The following is a 15,432-nucleotide window of genomic DNA, read 5'->3' on the forward strand; positions in this document are numbered from 1 at the left end:
AACCGACTTATCGCACCTTGCGCGAGGTGATCGCGCGCAGCTTGCCTATGATGCCCTCGGGGGCGAAGATCATGATGAGAACGAATGTGATGCCGAGAACCATCAGCCAGCGTTCGGTGTAGGAGCTGACGATGTTCTCCAGCACGATGATCGCCGCTGCCCCGACAAAGGCGCCGAACAACGTGCCGACACCGCCGGCGATCATCATCAACACGCCTTCCACCGATTGCGCGAGCGCGACGGTCGAAGGGCTGACGAAATTGTTGAACATCGCGTAGAGGCCCCCGGCGATACCGGCGAAGATGCCGGACACCGTGAAACCGATGAACAGATGCAGTGGCACATTGTAGCCGAGGCTGCGCATGCGGCTTTCACTGTCTCGGATGCCGCGCAGCGTCAGGCCGAACGGAGATCGCACGAACCGCCACATGGCAAAAGATACAATGACGGCGCCGGCCAGCACCGCCCAATAGAACGCGCTGTGGCTCATCAGGGCTGCCGGCCGCACATCGGCGCGCATGCCGTTCTCGCCCCCGGTGACCTGCGTCCAGCGCAAGCAGACGCCCCACACGATCATGCCGAGCGCCAGCGTCAGCAGCAGGAAGTAGACGCCGGAGGTGCGGACTGCGAGCAGCGCAAATACCGAGGCCACCGCGGTGGCCGCCAGCACACCAAGCGCGAAGCCCGCCCAGGGCGACAGACCGGCCTGGCCGGTCGCGTAGACGACGACATAGGTCGAGACACCGAAGATGGCACCATGCCCGAGGGAAGTCCGGCCGGCAAAACCGGCGAGAATGTCGATCGACATGGCAAGGACTCCGAAGATCAACACTTCGGTGGCGAGGCCGACCTGATAGCTCGACAGCACCATCGGCAGACAGGCCGCGACGATCACCACCAGCCCGGCGATGACGAGCGCACGGCTAGTCATGCCGGCGAGAACTGATGTTTTGGATACGGGCTGCATCATGTGGCACGTCCGAACAGGCCGAGCGGGCGGAATGCGAGCAACACCGCCATCGGGCCGAAGATCACGAAATAAGCGAGTTCGGGGAACATCACCTGGCCGAGCGTATTCAGAAGCCCGACCAGCAGGCTACCGACACCGACGCCGACGAGGCTGCCACGCCCGCCAATGATGACGACGGCGAGACTAAAGGTGAGGATTTCCGCGTCCGCTGAGGGATAGAGCGACAGGAACGCACCTCCCATCAGGCCGCCAAGGCCGGCCAGCGCCGAACCGAACAGGAAGGTGAAGAGGAAGACACGGCGGATATTCACGCCGGACGCTTCGACCATCTCGGCATCGTCCACGCCGGCGCGGATCAGCGCGCCGAGCCTTGTATGATTGAGCAGCACCCACAGGCCGATGAAGACGAAGATGCCCATCCCCAGCACAAACAACCGGTAGATCGGATAGAAGGTGCCGAACACCCGCGTGCCGCCGCGCAACATCTCCGGAATCGGCACCGTGAAACTGTCGCCGCCCCAGATCACCAGCGCGAGATCGTTGAGGAAAAAGGCAACGCCGAGCGTCAGCAGCACCTGCCGCAGCTCATTGCCGCGTACGAAGCGGAGCAATCCCTGATCAAGCACGAAGCCGATGGCCGCGATCGCCGCCATGGCGCCGATACCGCCGAGCACAAAGCTGCCGGTCTTCACCGCAACGCTATAGCCGATATAGCCGCCAAACAGATACAGCGCGCCATGCGCGAGATTGACGATGCGCAGCAGGCCGAAGATCAGCGTGAAGCCGCTTGCCACGACGAACAGCAACGCGGCGAAGGTCAGGCCGTTGAGGAGTTGAAAGAGACTCATGCCCTGCTGCTTGCCTGATCTATGCTTCTGGCGCTTTCGGTCCGACCGAAAGATACCAATCGAGAATCTGTTCGCCGGTCATGAAAGCCACGTCGGATTTCTTCTGGATGGTCTCGAAGATCCGGCGGAAGTGCTTCAGGCGATGCGGCGCGCCCATGATGTAGGGATGCACAACCAATGCCATGACCCGGGCCGAATTCTCGGAATCCTCGTAAATCTGCTCGAACTGGTCGATGGCCCGGTCGTAATATTCCGACGCTTTGTGATGCTGGATCAGCATCATCGCGACGTCATTGCATTCCTGCGTATAGGGCACGTTGACAATCGGTGTCGTCGTGGTCTTGAGCCATACGGGCTGATCGTCGAGTACCCAGTCGGCGACGTAGTCATAGCCTTCCTGTTTCAGCAGGTCCGGCGTTTCCCAGGTCTCGGTCAGACCCGGCCCGAGCCAACCGCGCGGCCGCTTGCCAGTGGCCTTCTCGATCACCTCGGCAGTCTTGCGGATATCCTCGCGTTCGTTCTCAACCTTCTGCATATTGCGCTGGGTGAAACCGTGACCCATGAATTCCCAGTTGCGCGCTTTGGCTGCCTCGACGATGGGCGGGTAAGCGGCGATTGCCGAGCCATTGATCGCCAGCGCGGCGGGGAGCTTGTAGTCGTCGAACACTTTCAGCATGCGCCAGAAGCCGACACGATTGCCGTATTCGTGCCAGGCCCAGTTCGGAACGTCTGGCGACGGCGAGCCGCCGGCCGGCGGTGTCAGCACCGTACGCGGCATCGGCTGCTTGGCGTCCCATTCCTCCACATTGACGATGATCCACACTGCCATGCGCTTGCCATTCGGCAGCTTCAGCGGTGGACGAGCGTCAATCGGCGAGTAGGAAATGCGTTCGGTCGGCAACATGATCAGGTCTCCGGCTTAACGATGGTAATGCCGAGCGACGGCAGGCCTTCGATCCGCGCGTCGATAACGTCGCCCGGAACGACGGGGCCCACGCCGGCAGGCGTGCCCGTATAGATGAGATCGCCCGGCTCGAGCTTCATCTGCTTCGACAGCTGCGCCACGATCTCCGGCACGCTCCAGATCATCTGGCCGATATCGCCGCGCTGCTTCTCGACGCCGTTCACCGACAGCGTGATCGCGCAATTGTTGAAATGCCGGGCATCGCGTGCTGGCGCAATTTCGCCACAAGGCGCGGACGCGTCGAAGCTTTTGCCCATTTCCCAAGGCAGTCGCATATCGCGGGCATCGCGCTGGCGGTCGCGACGGGTGAGGTCGATGCCAACGGCATAACCCCAGATGTGATCGAGCGCATCCTCCACCGCGATATCGCGGCCGCCGCGTCCGATGGCCAGCACCAGCTCAACCTCGAACTGGAAGTCTTCGGTGAACGCCGGATAAGGCACGCGCGCGCCGTCCGGCACCACGCTGTCGCGCGGCTTCTGGAAGAAGAACGGCGGATCGCGCTCGTCGGCTTCCTTCATCTCGCGGATGTGGTCGAGATAGTTGCGCCCCACGCAATAGACGCGGCGTACGGGGAAAAAGCCGCCACCCACGACCGGCACGCCGGTGAGGGGAATTGCGGGCAGCATCTGCTGGGACGTCACGCTCACTTGGTCACCTGGGTATTGTACCAGTCGAGGATCTGGGCACCATTCCAATGCACCACGCCTTCAAACTGGTTCACATAGTCATAGATCGCTTCGAGATACTTGATGCGGAACGGCTGACCCGAAATATACGGGTGGATCGCGATCGACATGATCTTCGGCCGCTCGGCGCTTTCAGCATAGAGGCGATCAAACTGATCCTTGGCACGGTTCAGGAGCTGCGTGCTCTCGTGATGTTGCACCATCATCATCGGGATGTCGTTCATCTCCACTGTGTAAGGCAGCGTTGTGAGCGGCCCCTTCTCGGTACGGATCACGGTCGGTTCATCGTCATAGACCCAGTCACCGATATATTTCACGCCGGCTTCGGCGAGGAATTCCGGGGTCTCCAGCGTCTGCGTAAGACCCGGCCCGAGCCAGCCCACCGGGCGCTTGCCGGTGAAGTTCTCAATCACATCCATCGAGCGGTTGATCATCGCTTTCTGGTCGGCCTCCTTGTGGATGGGCCCCTGCTCATAGGCATGGCCCATGAACTCCCAGCCGGCGTCCTTCGCCTGCTGAGCCACGCGTGGATAATCCTCGCAGACGCGCGCATTGATCGACAGCGTGGGCTTTATGCCGAGCTTCTTGTAGAGATCGAAGAAACGCCAGACACCGACACGCATCCCGTATTCGTGCCAACCCCAATTGGCGACATCGGGCAGCAGCGGAATGCCGGTCGGCGCCGGCAGCACCTGGCGCGCCATCGGCTTGGCAATATCCCAGACCTCGAGATTGACGATGGTCCAGACGATCATGCGGGCGTTGCCCGGCAATTTCAGCTTGGGACGATCGACGATGGCGGAGTAGTCGCAACGCTCGCGCGGCTGCATGGGACCGGTCATGGCTGGATGCCCTTCGAAAGTGGGAAATTGTATGGGATCATGCGGCGCGTCCTGCACCCTTGAGGCCATCGAGCTGCATCACGGCATCGGTATCCATCACGAAACCGAAGGCGGTGCGGATGCAGGCAAGGCCGGCGGCATGCAACTCTGGCCCGTCCATGCTGTCGACACAGTCCTCGACGACGATTACCGAGTAGTCGCGCACATTGGCAGCCGTCGTCGTCGCCAATACGCAGGAGTTAGTGTTCACGCCGGTGATGAGCAGTGTATTGACGCCGTGCGAACGCAACACGAAATCGAGATCGGTGCCCAAGAAGCAATCGTAGCGCTTCTTGGTGTTGACGATGAAGTCGCTGGGGTCGAGCAGCTCCGGCATCACGGTGCAACCGGGGCCGCCCATGATATTGTGCCTCATCACATTCTTGCGCGTTGCTTTTGGATCCTCGGCGCGGGTCCGCCAGAACGGGTTGGCGCGGATCTCGGCCTCGTCGCGATAGGACGTGACCTGGTGGATCACGGGAATGCCGACACTACGGCACCAGTCGAACAGCCGCTTATTGGCAGCGATCACCGTCTTCGCGACATCCCGCGTGGTCGGCATGGTCGCCACCGACATGTCCAGATGACCGCGATGCAGGTCGATCGCAACGACGGCAGCCTTGATTTGATTGACACCGAGATTCATGATCACACCAGCGGGTTGAATGAGGTCTTCAGCAACGCGCGCTGATCGATCTTGAATTTGTCGGCGAGCCAGTCGGCCAGCACTTCCTGACCAATCGTCGGATTGTCGTGCTGGCAATGTTCAGCGCCAGTCTCATCCGGCTCAAGCACGCGCAACGTCGCATCGACACCATTGGCAATGGCGTGGTCATAGGTCGAGCGCGCCGCGGTCACCGTGAGCACGTCGTGGCCGCCATGCAGCACGAGATACGGACACTTCATGTGCTCGAGATGACCCTTCAGCGTAAAGGGCTTCATCACCTCATGAGCTTCCTTCATGGTCTTGGCGCCAAATACCCAGCGGATATGCATCGCCAGACCGAAGTCGTCGCCCTTCTGGCCCCACATGTCATGCACCGACCAGACAGCCCCGTGCGAGATCACCGCCGCGAGGCGATGCTCGTAACAGCCGGCGCGCGCGGCGTAGTAACCGCCCATGCTGGAGCCGCAGACCGCGATGCGCGAGCTATCGACATCGGCGCGCTTTTCGAGCCAGTCGATACATTTGCCGACCGGCACTTCCGTATCGGCGCGGGTTGCAAGTCCGTGGCGGCGCAAGGTACCGCCCTGCCCGGGCAGATCGACCATCAGCACCGAGATGCCGCGCTGCAGGCAACCATGGGCCTGCATGAACCACATCTCGTCCTTGATGGAGTCGAGACCGCCCATGCAGATCAGCACCGGCAGCTTGTCTCCCGGAAATGGCGCACGGATGAAGTAGCCGCAGATCGGCTTGCCCGGCTCATAAGGGATTTCGACCACTTCGCCGGGCGGATTGAGATAGGAAATGAACTTATGCGAGCAGGCTTCCATCTTCTCGAAGGTCGGCAGCCGTCGCGGATCGGTCGGCTCGAGATGAAATTCGGCTTGGCGGTAATAATCGGCAGCCCGCAGGAAACAGTTCATCGCCGTGCGGATGTGGCCGAGCCTCTCTTGGGCCAAGCCGCGCTGCCAATTGGCATCCGCGATCACCATCCACTCTTTATGCCAGCTTTCGAGATCGCCCGGGATCATCCGCGAACCGGCCAGCATCACCTCGGACACGCTGCCCCCGCCTTCCTGGGTCTCACCGAGACCGCGGCGGAATTGATAGGCAAGCCAGGGATGCTCCGGCCAGTGATGCCAGCCAAACGGCTCATAGTGCGGGGTGCGATCCGCCGTGATCTCCTCGATGGCGTTTTCGCCGATCGACTTCCCTGCCGCCATGAGACGCGTACCGCCTGCTTCTTGTGAACGTGACCGCATCATTGCGGGTTCGGGTCACGAGTCAATCAGAATTACATACACTTTTCCCTATGCTCATCATTTCCGCGAATTGCCTCCCCTTTGTGCGCGATATTTATGCAGCAAAATAGCGCTTTCCTGTATGCTGAGTAGCAAAGACGGATCACACTCGGATTTAATTGTATTCACTTTGCTGCGGAGCACCACCGATGCCCGACTCATCCCCCTTGCCGCCGCCTGAAGCTGGCGGCCCCGGCCGCGCCGCTAACCGGTCGCTATCGGTGACGGATCAGATCCGCGACGCCATTCTGGATGGCACGGTCAGCGCAGGCGAACGGATCAACGAGGTCCGCTTCAGCAAGACGCTGGAGGTCTCGCGGACCCCCGTCCGGGCCGCCTTGCAGGCACTGGCCGGCGAAGGGCTGCTCGACTACGCCCCCAATCGCGGCTTCACCGTCCGTGAATTCCCGCTCTCGGCCATCGTCGATGCTTATGAAATTCGCGCATCGCTGGAAGGCGTGGCCGCACGCTTCGCCGCCGAACGTGGACTGAGCGCCGAGGAGCGCGCCATCATCGAGGAAAGCCTTGTCGCCGGCGACAAGCTGCTGGCGCGCGGTGAGTTCGCGGAAGGCGATCTCACCATCTATCGCGGTATCAATGGCGACTTCCACGACACCCTGCTGGGCGCCGCCCGTAACCGCATGCTGGCGGAGATGATCCGGATCTGCCACCACGTGCCGATGTCATCGAGCCGCAACATCGTCGCCTTCGAGCATCGCGACGTACGCCGGCGTCATGATGATCATCACCGGATCTACGACGCCATTTTGGCCCGCGAGCCCTGGCGCGCGGAGGTACTGATGCGCGAACACGTCTCCGGCGTGAAATCCTCGCTGGTCAAATCGCTGATCGAGCGCGGCGAGCAGGCCGATATCGTCAATGGTTCGGCGGCGGGATAGGCCACCGGCGGCGTATCGACATCGTCGCGATGGCGCAGCGTCTTAACCTATCATTCACCGAAGTTCGTAACGGCGCGTTGGCGGTCCCCCCGGTACAAAACTACGCATGGGGCAAAACGACGCAAAGTCCGGGGAACGGTCTGATGGCGCTGGCGGCCTTGCTGGCTTCGCCGCGCTGCGCCGTTTCCGATTTCAAGGCGGGCCGATCCAAGGCCTCATCCTGTGCGGCTGCCTGCTGATTACCGCCATCGCCATCGGCACGGCCTACATCACCGTCCATTTCAGAGACCGCGCCATCGAGAGCAAGAAGCGCGAACTGGACAACACGGTTCTGCTGGTCGCACGACACTTCGACCAGCAGTTCGGAGACCTGCAGGGCATCCAGAACGACGTCATCACCTATATGAAGTCGGCCAACATCCAGAACAGCGCCGCCTATCAGCATCTGATGTCGGGGATCGACGTCCACCGCATGCTACGCACCAAGCTCAGCAGCCTGCCCTATGTCGGCGGCATCAACCTGTTCGATTCCGAAGGCAAGCTGCTCAACTCGTCGGAAACCTGGCCGGTGCCTGCCATCGACATTGCCGACCGTCAGCATTTCCAGACGCTGCAGGCCGACAACGGGCCCGCGGTCGTATTGGCCGAACCCGTCATCAGCAGGGTGACTGGTGCATGGACCGCCGTGTTTTCGCGCAAGCTGATCGGACGCCACGGCGAATTCATGGGCATCATCAGCCGCGGCGTCGAGCCGGTTCACTTCGAGAGCTTCTTCGCATCCCTCGCGCTCGAAAAAGACGCCAAGATCTTGATGATCCACCGCAACGGCACCGTGCTTGCTCGCTATCCGCAGAACGAGACCGTTATCGGCCAGAACCTCAGCAACAGCTCAGTCTTCAAGGACCTCTGGTCGACGGGCGGAACCTCGACGGGGCACTATATCAGCCCCATCGACGGGGAAGACGAATTGGGCTCCGCAAGGCGCCTCGCGGCGGCTCCCGTGATGATCGTCGCGACCACCAGCATGCCCGCGGCCCTGCATGACTGGCGCGAGCAGACCAAATATCAAATCATCGGTGCGACACTTGCCGCATTGGTGATCCTGGCGACGCTGTTCCTGATCGTCCGGCAGCTGAACCGCCAGCACCGCTCGGCCGAACGGATGCTGGCGCAAAAATCGACACATCTCGATACTGCAATCAACAATATGACGCAGGGCCTGCTGTTGTTCGATGCCTATGGCCGGCTGGTCGTCTGCAATCAGCGCTTCATCGACATGTTCGGACTATCCGACAAGATCGTGAAGCCAGGTTGCTATTTCCGCGACCTCATCCAGCATCGCAAGGACAACGGAACCTTCATCGGCGATGTCGACGAGTACTGCACGTCGTTCTTGCGAAGCGTCGCTGAAGGCCCCGTCCACGATACGCTGCTGACCACGCCGGATGGTCGTTCGATCCAGATCCTCGTTCAGAGATCGGGGGACGGCGGCTGGGCCTCGACGCTCGAGGACATCACCGATCGCAAACGTTCGGAAGAGCGCATTGCCCATCTCGCGCATTACGACGCTCTGACAGATCTCCCCAATCGGGTGATGTTCCGTGAGCGCCTCGAAGCGGAAATCGCAACGCTCCATGACGGCGCGCGATTTGCGATTCTCTATATCGATATCGATGAATTCAAGAGCGTCAATGACACGCTCGGTCATGCGATCGGCGACGAACTGCTGAAAATCGTGGCCACGCGGCTGCGCAGCTGTGTCGGTAATGCGGGCTTTGTCGCGCGACTTGGCGGCGACGAATTCGCCATCGTGCATACGGGAATTGCCCGCCGCAGCGATGTCACTCATCTGGTGGTGCCGCTCTATGACGCCATCCGGCAGCCCTATGAATGCCTTGGTCACCAGATCACGACCGATGCCAGCATCGGAATCGCTGTAGCCCCCGATGACGGCTCCGATCTCGACGAATTGCTGAGACATGCCGACCTTGCAATGTATAGCGCCAAGGCCGCTGGACGGCGCACCTTTCGCTTCTTCGAGCCTGCCATGGATGAAGGCGCAAGGGCGCGGCGCGCGCTGGAGCAGGATCTGCGGAAGGCGCTCGCGGAAGACGGACTTGAGGTTCACTATCAACCCGTCGTCGATATCGCCAGCAACGAGATTATTGGTTGCGAAGCGTTGCTCCGCTGGCGGCATCCCGTTCGCGGCATGGTTTCACCGACAGAGTTCATTCCGATCGCCGAAGAAACCGGCCTGATTACCGAACTCGGCAATTGGGTATTGCGAACGGCATGCGCTGAGGCCGCCTCCTGGCCGGCGCCGATCAAGCTCGCTGTCAATGTATCGCCGATTCAATTCACGACGCAAACCCTGGCCTTGAATGTCACTCGAGCCCTCGTGGCAGCCAACTTGCCAGCTCACCGACTCGAACTTGAGGTCACCGAAACAGTGCTGATCCGCGATGACGAGATGGCGCTCGCGATCCTCCATCAGCTCCGCGGCATTGGTGTCGGGATTGCGCTGGACGATTTCGGGACCGGCTATTCGTCGCTCAGCTATCTGCAGCGATTCCCGTTCGACAAGGTCAAGATCGACCGCAGTTTCATCCGGGACATCGTGGCGCCCGGCGGATCATCATCGATCGTACAGGCGGTTGTAACCATCGCTGCCGCCCGCAACATGATCACCACGGCGGAGGGTGTTGAGACAGCCGATCAACTCGACGCACTGCGTATGCTCGGTTGTACCCAGATGCAGGGTTTTCTTTTCAGTGCCGCCAAGCCGTCACGAGAGATTCGCGCCATGCTCCAGAAGCGCGAGATCGCCGTCGCCTGACACCAGGAGGTCCGAAGTCGTCGCGAAAATGGCCTGTTTTGGATTAAACAGACAGAAAGCTGGCGATCCCGGCATGACTCGAACATGCGACCTACGGTTTAGGAAACCGTCGCTCTATCCGGCTGAGCTACGGGACCGCGATCCCGGTCAGGAACACCGGGCATGGACAGTTCCATACCAGAGCCGTTCGATCATCGCTACCCGTTGGCAGTTCAAATAGGACGGGGCCGGAACCGGCGACAGATGCCCTTAAAAGATCGGGACATCTATCGGAACGTCTCGGACCGCCCATCGTTGGCTGGTTGTCATAATAACGATGGAGAATCCCGCATGACAAAGATGAAACTTCTTGCTGCTGCTGCCGTGGTCTCTGGCTTGATCGCTACGCCAGTGATGGCAAAGGACCCGATGAATCGCCGGGCGCAGGCCACGCAGGAGTATCGCGCCAGTACAGTCGATAGCGGCTATCGTGATTCGGGCTTCTGGCCGGGTGACGTTGCGGCAGGCGTGGTTGGCGGCGCGGTCGGTGTCGCGGGGGCGGCTGTGGGCGCCGCCGGGGCCATCGCAACTGCGCCGTTCCGGAACAGCTACAATTCCTATGATGGCTACAATGGCGTCCCGCGCGATTCCTACGCACAGCGCATGGGCTTCGTGTGTCAGCCGGGAACTTGGTTCCGCGGCGAGGACGGCCGACGACACATCTGCCAGTAATACAACTGACATCAGAAAAAGGGCGGCCCCAAGGACCGCCCTTTTTCGTGTCTGTTATCGGATAGAGTTCCAAGCGCACGAAACGACGACACCGCTCCATCGGACGCAAGCCCATCGCTTCACGAACTACGTGTGGTCCCGTGTAGGTGATTGCGCGTCGAGTAGGAGCGCGATCCGAAAACTACTGTCAGAATGACTCAAAACTCTGAGGTCATCAATTTCGGTGATATGAGAGCAGCAACAGATCTCTCCCTGAAAACACTTCCACATCAGCGTTGTATCGCGAAATAACGCCGGTTTGCCTACCACATGACCGCACTGATGCAGTCATGCTGCACTTGCTCCAAAAGCGGGGAGAAGTAACACATCCGAGGTTGAAAAATGGCCCACAAATGGCGAGAATTGGGTTTGTTATCTACATCGGAACCTACGTGGCTCATTTGTCCGCATACAAGTCACTCATATTTGCGCTACTGACGACCGCATCACTCTCCGGTCTCGCGTTGATGTCTTCGCCTGCCCGTGCGCAATGGTGGACTGCCGCGCCTGCGGATTATGAAGATTGCGCCGAGCGCATCGAAAAATCGACGGCTTCGAAAGACGCCAAAGCTGTGGCGCTGTCGGATTGCGAAAGCAAGTTCGCGGGACGGCGCAAGCGCGGTGGCGGCTATACGTATCACGACTTCATGCAGAACCGCAGCTTCGATATCGCTGGCCCGAACCCAACCACGGCCGAACAGAAGGCGATCGACGAGCAGTACAAGATCTATCTGGACAATCAGCGTCGCAGCGTCATCGTCGCGGCCTTCGCTGAAAAGCAGCGCGAGGCGCAAACCCAGGCTGCGCTCGAAACGGACTTTCGGCAGACCGCGGAAACCCCAAGCGATGCGAAGCCTGTCGTGCTACCCAGGCCTCGGCCCAAAGTGCGCGCCAAGGAGCCGGACTGCGCGATCGAGCCGCTTGCCTGCGGATGGTCCAAATTGTCATCGGGGCTGAAAGACATCAAGGACGCGCTATTCGGCACGCCCGCGCCGGCCAAGACCAAGCGCACCTGAGACATAACAACCCCTCGAGTATTAATCCGTGATCACCATCGCCCAGAACATCCGGTAGGGCGACTTGGGATTGGCGACGTAAGCGACGCCGACCTTGCGTGCGCCGGACATGAGCAGGTTGTCGCGATGACCTGGGCTCTCTTCCCATTGCTTCAACGTTTCGGGAAATGTCAGGAAGCCCGCCGCGATATTCTCTGCTGCTTTGGATTTGCGGAGCTTCCCCACACGCGCGGAGAAAACACCGCCGACCTCGTGGCTGACCTTGCCACTGGATGACATCGCCTGCGCCTGAGCAAGCGCGACCGCGTTCAATTTACTGTCCAGCGTGACAGAGGAGAGCTTGTGCGCTCGGCGAAAGGCACTGATCTGGCTCGCATAATCCGCCGCTCTGCTTTCGACAATGGTTGCTACGATCAACGCACCACAGAGCACAAACAACCTCAGGGGGCGGTAGGTCATGACAATCGCTTCACGGATCAAATTCAATGACTATACCGACGACGTTGCGCAGACGATCGCGGCAGCGGGCTTGCGAGCATGCGCAGGCGCCTGCACTTCAGTCGCGCGTCGTTGCTCGGCAAGCCGGGCATCATAACCCGGCGACGGGGTGACCGTCGGAGGAACCACAAATGCAGGTGCGATTGCACCAATGCTTAGTATCGCCGCAACCACAGTGATAGCGGCGCAGGATTTCCGCTTCAAGACCTTCAAAAACAGGGTTCGCATCGATCGCTCCACCCAAGAAAACGGCCTGAAGCGCTAACGAACTTCAGGCCGGCTTCGTTCAGTACGAAAGCTTACTTCTTGGCCTTCTTGGCCTTTGCAGTCTTAGTCACCTTGGTAGCCTTCGTGGCAACCTTCTTCGCCTTGCGGCGACGATGACCGAGCGGAATGCCAAGCTTGATGGCTTTCTGACGCAGCGAACCACCGGTGCGCTTCATCTCCTTGGAAATCTTCTCGAGCGGGGTCTGGGCCTTCGAATGCGCCTTCAGGATCTTCACGTCTTCCTTGGTGTACTCGCGACGGACGAGTTTCTTTTTCGCTTTCTTGGCCATTGTAGCTCCGATTGTTAGTTGAATAATTCGACCGGCACACGCTTTGCCGATGATATGAAAGGATCAAACGCCCAGCCCGGCGCGAAGCGCGAACCACCGTCAAATCACGCGGCCTTCTATACTAAAGATGTCGCGAATGACATAGCCCCTGATGTCACATCATGATGTCTAGTATTGAACCAGCCGCACTCCTGCGAGCCTTCTTCACGACGCGAACTGCTACTCGTCTGCGAATAACGGGCTAAAAGACGCTTTACATCTCATTTACTGAGAATTCACCGACGCGTATCCGCAATTGATATTTAACGGATAATCATCGGCTTGATGCGAATGCAACGGATAATGGTACCATCGCATTGACCGGCAGACGCAATTGGAGCATTCGGATAGTTGAGTCCACCGATAGTAGCCGAAATGATTAGTAACATTCTCGTAATGATAGCGCCGAAGCCGGTCCAACACTCCCTTCAGCTCAATCAATTTCACGTTCACTGCGAATCTGATCTGGCGTGAGTGCGGGCGATCCCCTGCCTGACGTCTCTGCGTGCTTGATCAGTGTCATCACGCGCAGCGATAGCGGAGCCGTGATCTGATATTTCGCCGCCAGCTCAACGACGACACCCTGCAAATAGTCAATCTCGGTGCGTCGATCGCGCTGCAGATCTTCCCACATGGACGAGCGCGCATTTGCGTCGATCTTCATCGTCCGCCCGAGCAGCATATTGAACAGGCCGTCAGGTAGCCGCAGCAAATGCGGCGTTAGTCGCGCAGGGATCGGCGTCGCCGAGATGGGCTTGATACCGGCGACTTTCAGAACGGCCAGGCCTTCCGCCATTTGATCGGCGAATAACGAGCGCCACGCGCGCTGTGCAAGCTGCGACCGCAGCGGTATATCCGACAGCGCATTGAGCGCGTTGTTCAAATTGACCAGCAGCTTACCCCACTGGACACCGACGATATCGTCGCTCGCAAGGACGGCAAGATGCGGCACGGATAGCTTCGAAGCGGTATCGGCCCCATCGCGTTCGACGACGATGTTTCCGGACGTTGCGCGGTGAACATGACCATCGTCCTTTGCGATGACATTAAATGGCACCATTCCGCCGAGGATGCGGCGCCCGGGCAGAGCTGCGCGGAGGACCGCAACATTGCCGACGCCGTTCTGCAGGCTGACGACGATCGCGTCTTGCGCTGCATGATCCGCGATCAGCCCCGCCATCTCCGCCGTATCGCCGCTCTTGACCGCGACCAGAATGATCTTCGCCTCGCTCATGATGGCGGGGTCATCCGACAGCCGCAGCTGGCCGGGGGCGAGACGTTGATCAAGTCCCTCGAAGCTCGTCAGCCTCAGACCGTGCCCCTCGATGCTGTCCACGATGCGCCGCCGCGCCAGTATGGCGACGTCGCGGCCGGCTGCCGCCAGGATGCCGCCCACGAAACAGCCGATACTGCCGGCACCGGCGATACAAATGGGCCGCGTTTCGATCACGTCATCTCCCGTTCATCCAGCATCCGTTACTAGCAAAATGCCGCAGCGCTGCCTATCGGCGGAACCGACACGCCTTGTAGGCGTCATACCGCGCAGCTATGCTTTCGCCGGGCTGGCAGAACAGGAGATGATCATGGGTTTGCTCGACATTCTGAATGGCATGGCCAACGGGCCGCGTGGCCCCAGCGATCCCGACGACAAGAGCGGCGGCATGTCGCCGATGACGATGGCGATCCTCGCGCTGCTCGCCTACAAAGGCTACAAGCACTTCACTGGTAGCCAACCGGCGGCACAGGGGCACGCGCAAGAAATCCCGCCGCCGAATACAACGCAGGCCAGCGTGCAGGATGGTGGCCTCGGTGGTATGCTTGGCGGCCTCCTCGGCGGAAATTCTGGCACTGCAGCAGGCGGTGGCGGCCTCGGCGACCTTCTGAAGGGCCCGCTCGGCGGTCTGTTGGCGGGTGGAGCTGCCGGCAGCGTGCTTAGCGGTGGCCTCGGCGACCTGCTCAAGCAGTTCCAGCAGAACGGCCATGGCGACGCCGCGGATTCCTGGGTCAGTTCCGGCCCGAACAAGCAGATTTCACCTAACGATCTCGGCGCCGCACTTGGCGCGGATCAGATCGCGCAACTGACGTCGCGCACCGGCATGTCCCGCGAGCAGCTTCTCGCGGAGCTGAGCAACGAACTGCCCGATGCCGTTAATCAGTTCACACCGCATGGCCGGCTACCCACGGAAGACGAAGTTAAGTCCAGCTGGGTTTAACGCGCACTTGAAAGAGGGGATATTGCTATGATCTGGATTCTCGTTGTGGGCTTTGTCGCTGGCATTGTCGCCCGCCTTCTATCGCCAGGACCGAACAATCCCAGCGGCTTCATCCTGACCACTATCCTGGGTATTGCCGGCGCATTCCTGGCGACGTTCATCGGCCAGCAGATCGGCCATTACGGCCCGAACCAGGGTGCCGGCTTCATCACCGCCACGATCGGCGCGCTGGTGGTGCTGTTCATCTGGAACAGACTGGTCGCCCGCCGGATGATTTCCGATCCGGGCAATCGCTGACGTGCCA

16 protein-coding genes and 1 tRNA gene are annotated in these 15,432 nt (G+C 60.2%); 6 read left to right on the plus strand and 11 right to left on the minus strand.

Annotated features, from left to right (window positions below):
• Positions 1–7: 7 nt before the first annotated feature.
• The 7 genes from AB8B02_RS22290 to AB8B02_RS22320 are packed head-to-tail and all read right to left on the minus strand — an operon-like array spanning position 8 to position 6,242.
• A complete protein-coding gene (locus tag AB8B02_RS22290) occupies positions 8–970 on the minus strand; it encodes a branched-chain amino acid ABC transporter permease (protein WP_439065189.1) in 963 nt (320 codons plus the stop codon).
• Positions 967–1,818 carry a branched-chain amino acid ABC transporter permease gene (locus AB8B02_RS22295; protein WP_068729440.1) on the minus strand — a complete coding sequence of 284 codons (852 nt, stop codon included), beginning with the start codon at positions 1,816–1,818 and terminating at the stop codon, positions 967–969. The genes AB8B02_RS22290 and AB8B02_RS22295 overlap by 4 nt, the downstream gene beginning before the upstream one ends.
• Before the next feature lie 19 nt (positions 1,819–1,837).
• A complete protein-coding gene (locus AB8B02_RS22300; RefSeq protein ID WP_093757501.1) occupies positions 1,838–2,722 on the minus strand; it encodes a polysaccharide deacetylase family protein in 885 nt (294 codons plus the stop codon).
• Between the two features lie 2 nt (positions 2,723–2,724).
• Positions 2,725–3,432: a fumarylacetoacetate hydrolase family protein gene (locus AB8B02_RS22305; protein ID WP_439065190.1), complete on the minus strand. Its 708-nt coding sequence runs from the start codon at positions 3,430–3,432 to the stop codon at positions 2,725–2,727.
• The gene (locus AB8B02_RS22310; protein WP_320445755.1) at positions 3,429–4,313 is read right to left on the minus strand and encodes a polysaccharide deacetylase family protein; all 885 of its coding nucleotides are present in this window, start codon (positions 4,311–4,313) and stop codon (positions 3,429–3,431) included. Before AB8B02_RS22310 ends, AB8B02_RS22305 begins: the two co-directional genes overlap by 4 nt.
• A 37-nt stretch (positions 4,314–4,350) precedes the next feature.
• A complete protein-coding gene (locus tag AB8B02_RS22315) occupies positions 4,351–4,998 on the minus strand; it encodes a cysteine hydrolase family protein (RefSeq protein ID WP_439065191.1) in 648 nt (215 codons plus the stop codon).
• Positions 4,999–5,000: 2 nt separating this feature from the next.
• Positions 5,001–6,242 carry an alpha/beta hydrolase family protein gene (locus tag AB8B02_RS22320; protein ID WP_439065192.1) on the minus strand — a complete coding sequence of 414 codons (1,242 nt, stop codon included), beginning with the start codon at positions 6,240–6,242 and terminating at the stop codon, positions 5,001–5,003.
• A gap of 227 nt (positions 6,243–6,469) precedes the next feature.
• Between AB8B02_RS22320 and AB8B02_RS22325 the strand changes: the two genes are divergently transcribed.
• Positions 6,470–7,219 carry a GntR family transcriptional regulator gene (locus tag AB8B02_RS22325; RefSeq protein WP_439065193.1) on the plus strand — a complete coding sequence of 250 codons (750 nt, stop codon included), beginning with the start codon at positions 6,470–6,472 and terminating at the stop codon, positions 7,217–7,219.
• Positions 7,220–7,325: 106 nt separating this feature from the next.
• Positions 7,326–10,055: a bifunctional diguanylate cyclase/phosphodiesterase gene (locus AB8B02_RS22330; protein ID WP_439065194.1), complete on the plus strand. Its 2,730-nt coding sequence runs from the start codon at positions 7,326–7,328 to the stop codon at positions 10,053–10,055.
• Positions 10,056–10,115: 60 nt separating this feature from the next.
• Here the strand turns inward: AB8B02_RS22330 and AB8B02_RS22335 are convergent.
• A tRNA-Arg gene (locus tag AB8B02_RS22335) sits at positions 10,116–10,192 on the minus strand.
• A gap of 193 nt (positions 10,193–10,385) precedes the next feature.
• Here AB8B02_RS22335 and AB8B02_RS22340 point away from each other — a divergent pair.
• Together AB8B02_RS22340 and AB8B02_RS22345 are read left to right on the plus strand one after the other, a co-directional pair.
• A complete protein-coding gene (locus AB8B02_RS22340) occupies positions 10,386–10,766 on the plus strand; it encodes a hypothetical protein (RefSeq protein ID WP_309942390.1) in 381 nt (126 codons plus the stop codon).
• 329 nt (positions 10,767–11,095) lie between these two features.
• Positions 11,096–11,821: a hypothetical protein gene (locus AB8B02_RS22345; RefSeq protein WP_309942388.1), complete on the plus strand. Its 726-nt coding sequence runs from the start codon at positions 11,096–11,098 to the stop codon at positions 11,819–11,821.
• A 21-nt stretch (positions 11,822–11,842) separates the two neighbouring features.
• Here the strand turns inward: AB8B02_RS22345 and AB8B02_RS22350 are convergent, their stop codons facing one another.
• From AB8B02_RS22350 to AB8B02_RS22360, 3 genes are all read right to left on the minus strand, one after another.
• The gene (locus tag AB8B02_RS22350) at positions 11,843–12,280 is read right to left on the minus strand and encodes a CAP domain-containing protein (protein WP_309942386.1); all 438 of its coding nucleotides are present in this window, start codon (positions 12,278–12,280) and stop codon (positions 11,843–11,845) included.
• 338 nt (positions 12,281–12,618) lie between these two features.
• Complete coding sequence (locus tag AB8B02_RS22355; protein WP_231078919.1) at positions 12,619–12,876, minus strand: hypothetical protein; 258 nt, start codon at positions 12,874–12,876, stop codon at positions 12,619–12,621.
• A gap of 472 nt (positions 12,877–13,348) precedes the next feature.
• Entirely contained in the window at positions 13,349–14,365 is a 1,017-nt protein-coding gene (locus tag AB8B02_RS22360; RefSeq protein ID WP_439065195.1) for a 2-dehydropantoate 2-reductase, read from the minus strand.
• 133 nt (positions 14,366–14,498) lie between these two features.
• Between AB8B02_RS22360 and AB8B02_RS22365 the strand changes: the two genes are divergently transcribed.
• Both AB8B02_RS22365 and AB8B02_RS22370 read left to right on the plus strand, forming a co-directional pair.
• Complete coding sequence (locus AB8B02_RS22365) at positions 14,499–15,128, plus strand: YidB family protein (protein ID WP_231078917.1); 630 nt, start codon at positions 14,499–14,501, stop codon at positions 15,126–15,128.
• A gap of 27 nt (positions 15,129–15,155) precedes the next feature.
• Positions 15,156–15,425: a GlsB/YeaQ/YmgE family stress response membrane protein gene (locus AB8B02_RS22370; protein WP_309942377.1), complete on the plus strand. Its 270-nt coding sequence runs from the start codon at positions 15,156–15,158 to the stop codon at positions 15,423–15,425.
• The last annotated feature ends 7 nt before the right edge of the window (positions 15,426–15,432 follow it).

It is taken from the genome of Tardiphaga sp. 862_B3_N4_1, assembly GCF_051811085.1.
GTDB lineage: Bacteria > Pseudomonadota > Alphaproteobacteria > Rhizobiales > Xanthobacteraceae > Tardiphaga > Tardiphaga robiniae.

Bases quoted from the DNA above. Each gene is read 5' to 3' on its own strand.
- AB8B02_RS22320 (WP_439065192.1), bottom strand. From the start codon at position 6,242: ATGGCGGCAGGGAAGTCGATCGGCGAAAACGCCATCGAGGAGATCACG.
- AB8B02_RS22295 (WP_068729440.1), bottom strand. From the start codon at position 1,818: ATGAGTCTCTTTCAACTCCTCAACGGCCTGACCTTCGCCGCGTTGCTG.
- AB8B02_RS22315 (WP_439065191.1), bottom strand. From the start codon at position 4,998: ATGAATCTCGGTGTCAATCAAATCAAGGCTGCCGTCGTTGCGATCGAC.
- AB8B02_RS22325 (WP_439065193.1), top strand. From the start codon at position 6,470: ATGCCCGACTCATCCCCCTTGCCGCCGCCTGAAGCTGGCGGCCCCGGC.
- AB8B02_RS22290 (WP_439065189.1), bottom strand. From the start codon at position 970: ATGATGCAGCCCGTATCCAAAACATCAGTTCTCGCCGGCATGACTAGC.
- AB8B02_RS22330 (WP_439065194.1), top strand. From the start codon at position 7,326: ATGGGGCAAAACGACGCAAAGTCCGGGGAACGGTCTGATGGCGCTGGC.
- AB8B02_RS22340 (WP_309942390.1), top strand. From the start codon at position 10,386: ATGACAAAGATGAAACTTCTTGCTGCTGCTGCCGTGGTCTCTGGCTTG.
- AB8B02_RS22370 (WP_309942377.1), top strand. From the start codon at position 15,156: ATGATCTGGATTCTCGTTGTGGGCTTTGTCGCTGGCATTGTCGCCCGC.
- AB8B02_RS22350 (WP_309942386.1), bottom strand. From the start codon at position 12,280: ATGACCTACCGCCCCCTGAGGTTGTTTGTGCTCTGTGGTGCGTTGATC.
- AB8B02_RS22310 (WP_320445755.1), bottom strand. From the start codon at position 4,313: ATGACCGGTCCCATGCAGCCGCGCGAGCGTTGCGACTACTCCGCCATC.
- AB8B02_RS22345 (WP_309942388.1), top strand. From the start codon at position 11,096: ATGCTGCACTTGCTCCAAAAGCGGGGAGAAGTAACACATCCGAGGTTG.
- AB8B02_RS22300 (WP_093757501.1), bottom strand. From the start codon at position 2,722: ATGTTGCCGACCGAACGCATTTCCTACTCGCCGATTGACGCTCGTCCA.
- AB8B02_RS22355 (WP_231078919.1), bottom strand. From the start codon at position 12,876: ATGGCCAAGAAAGCGAAAAAGAAACTCGTCCGTCGCGAGTACACCAAG.
- AB8B02_RS22365 (WP_231078917.1), top strand. From the start codon at position 14,499: ATGGGTTTGCTCGACATTCTGAATGGCATGGCCAACGGGCCGCGTGGC.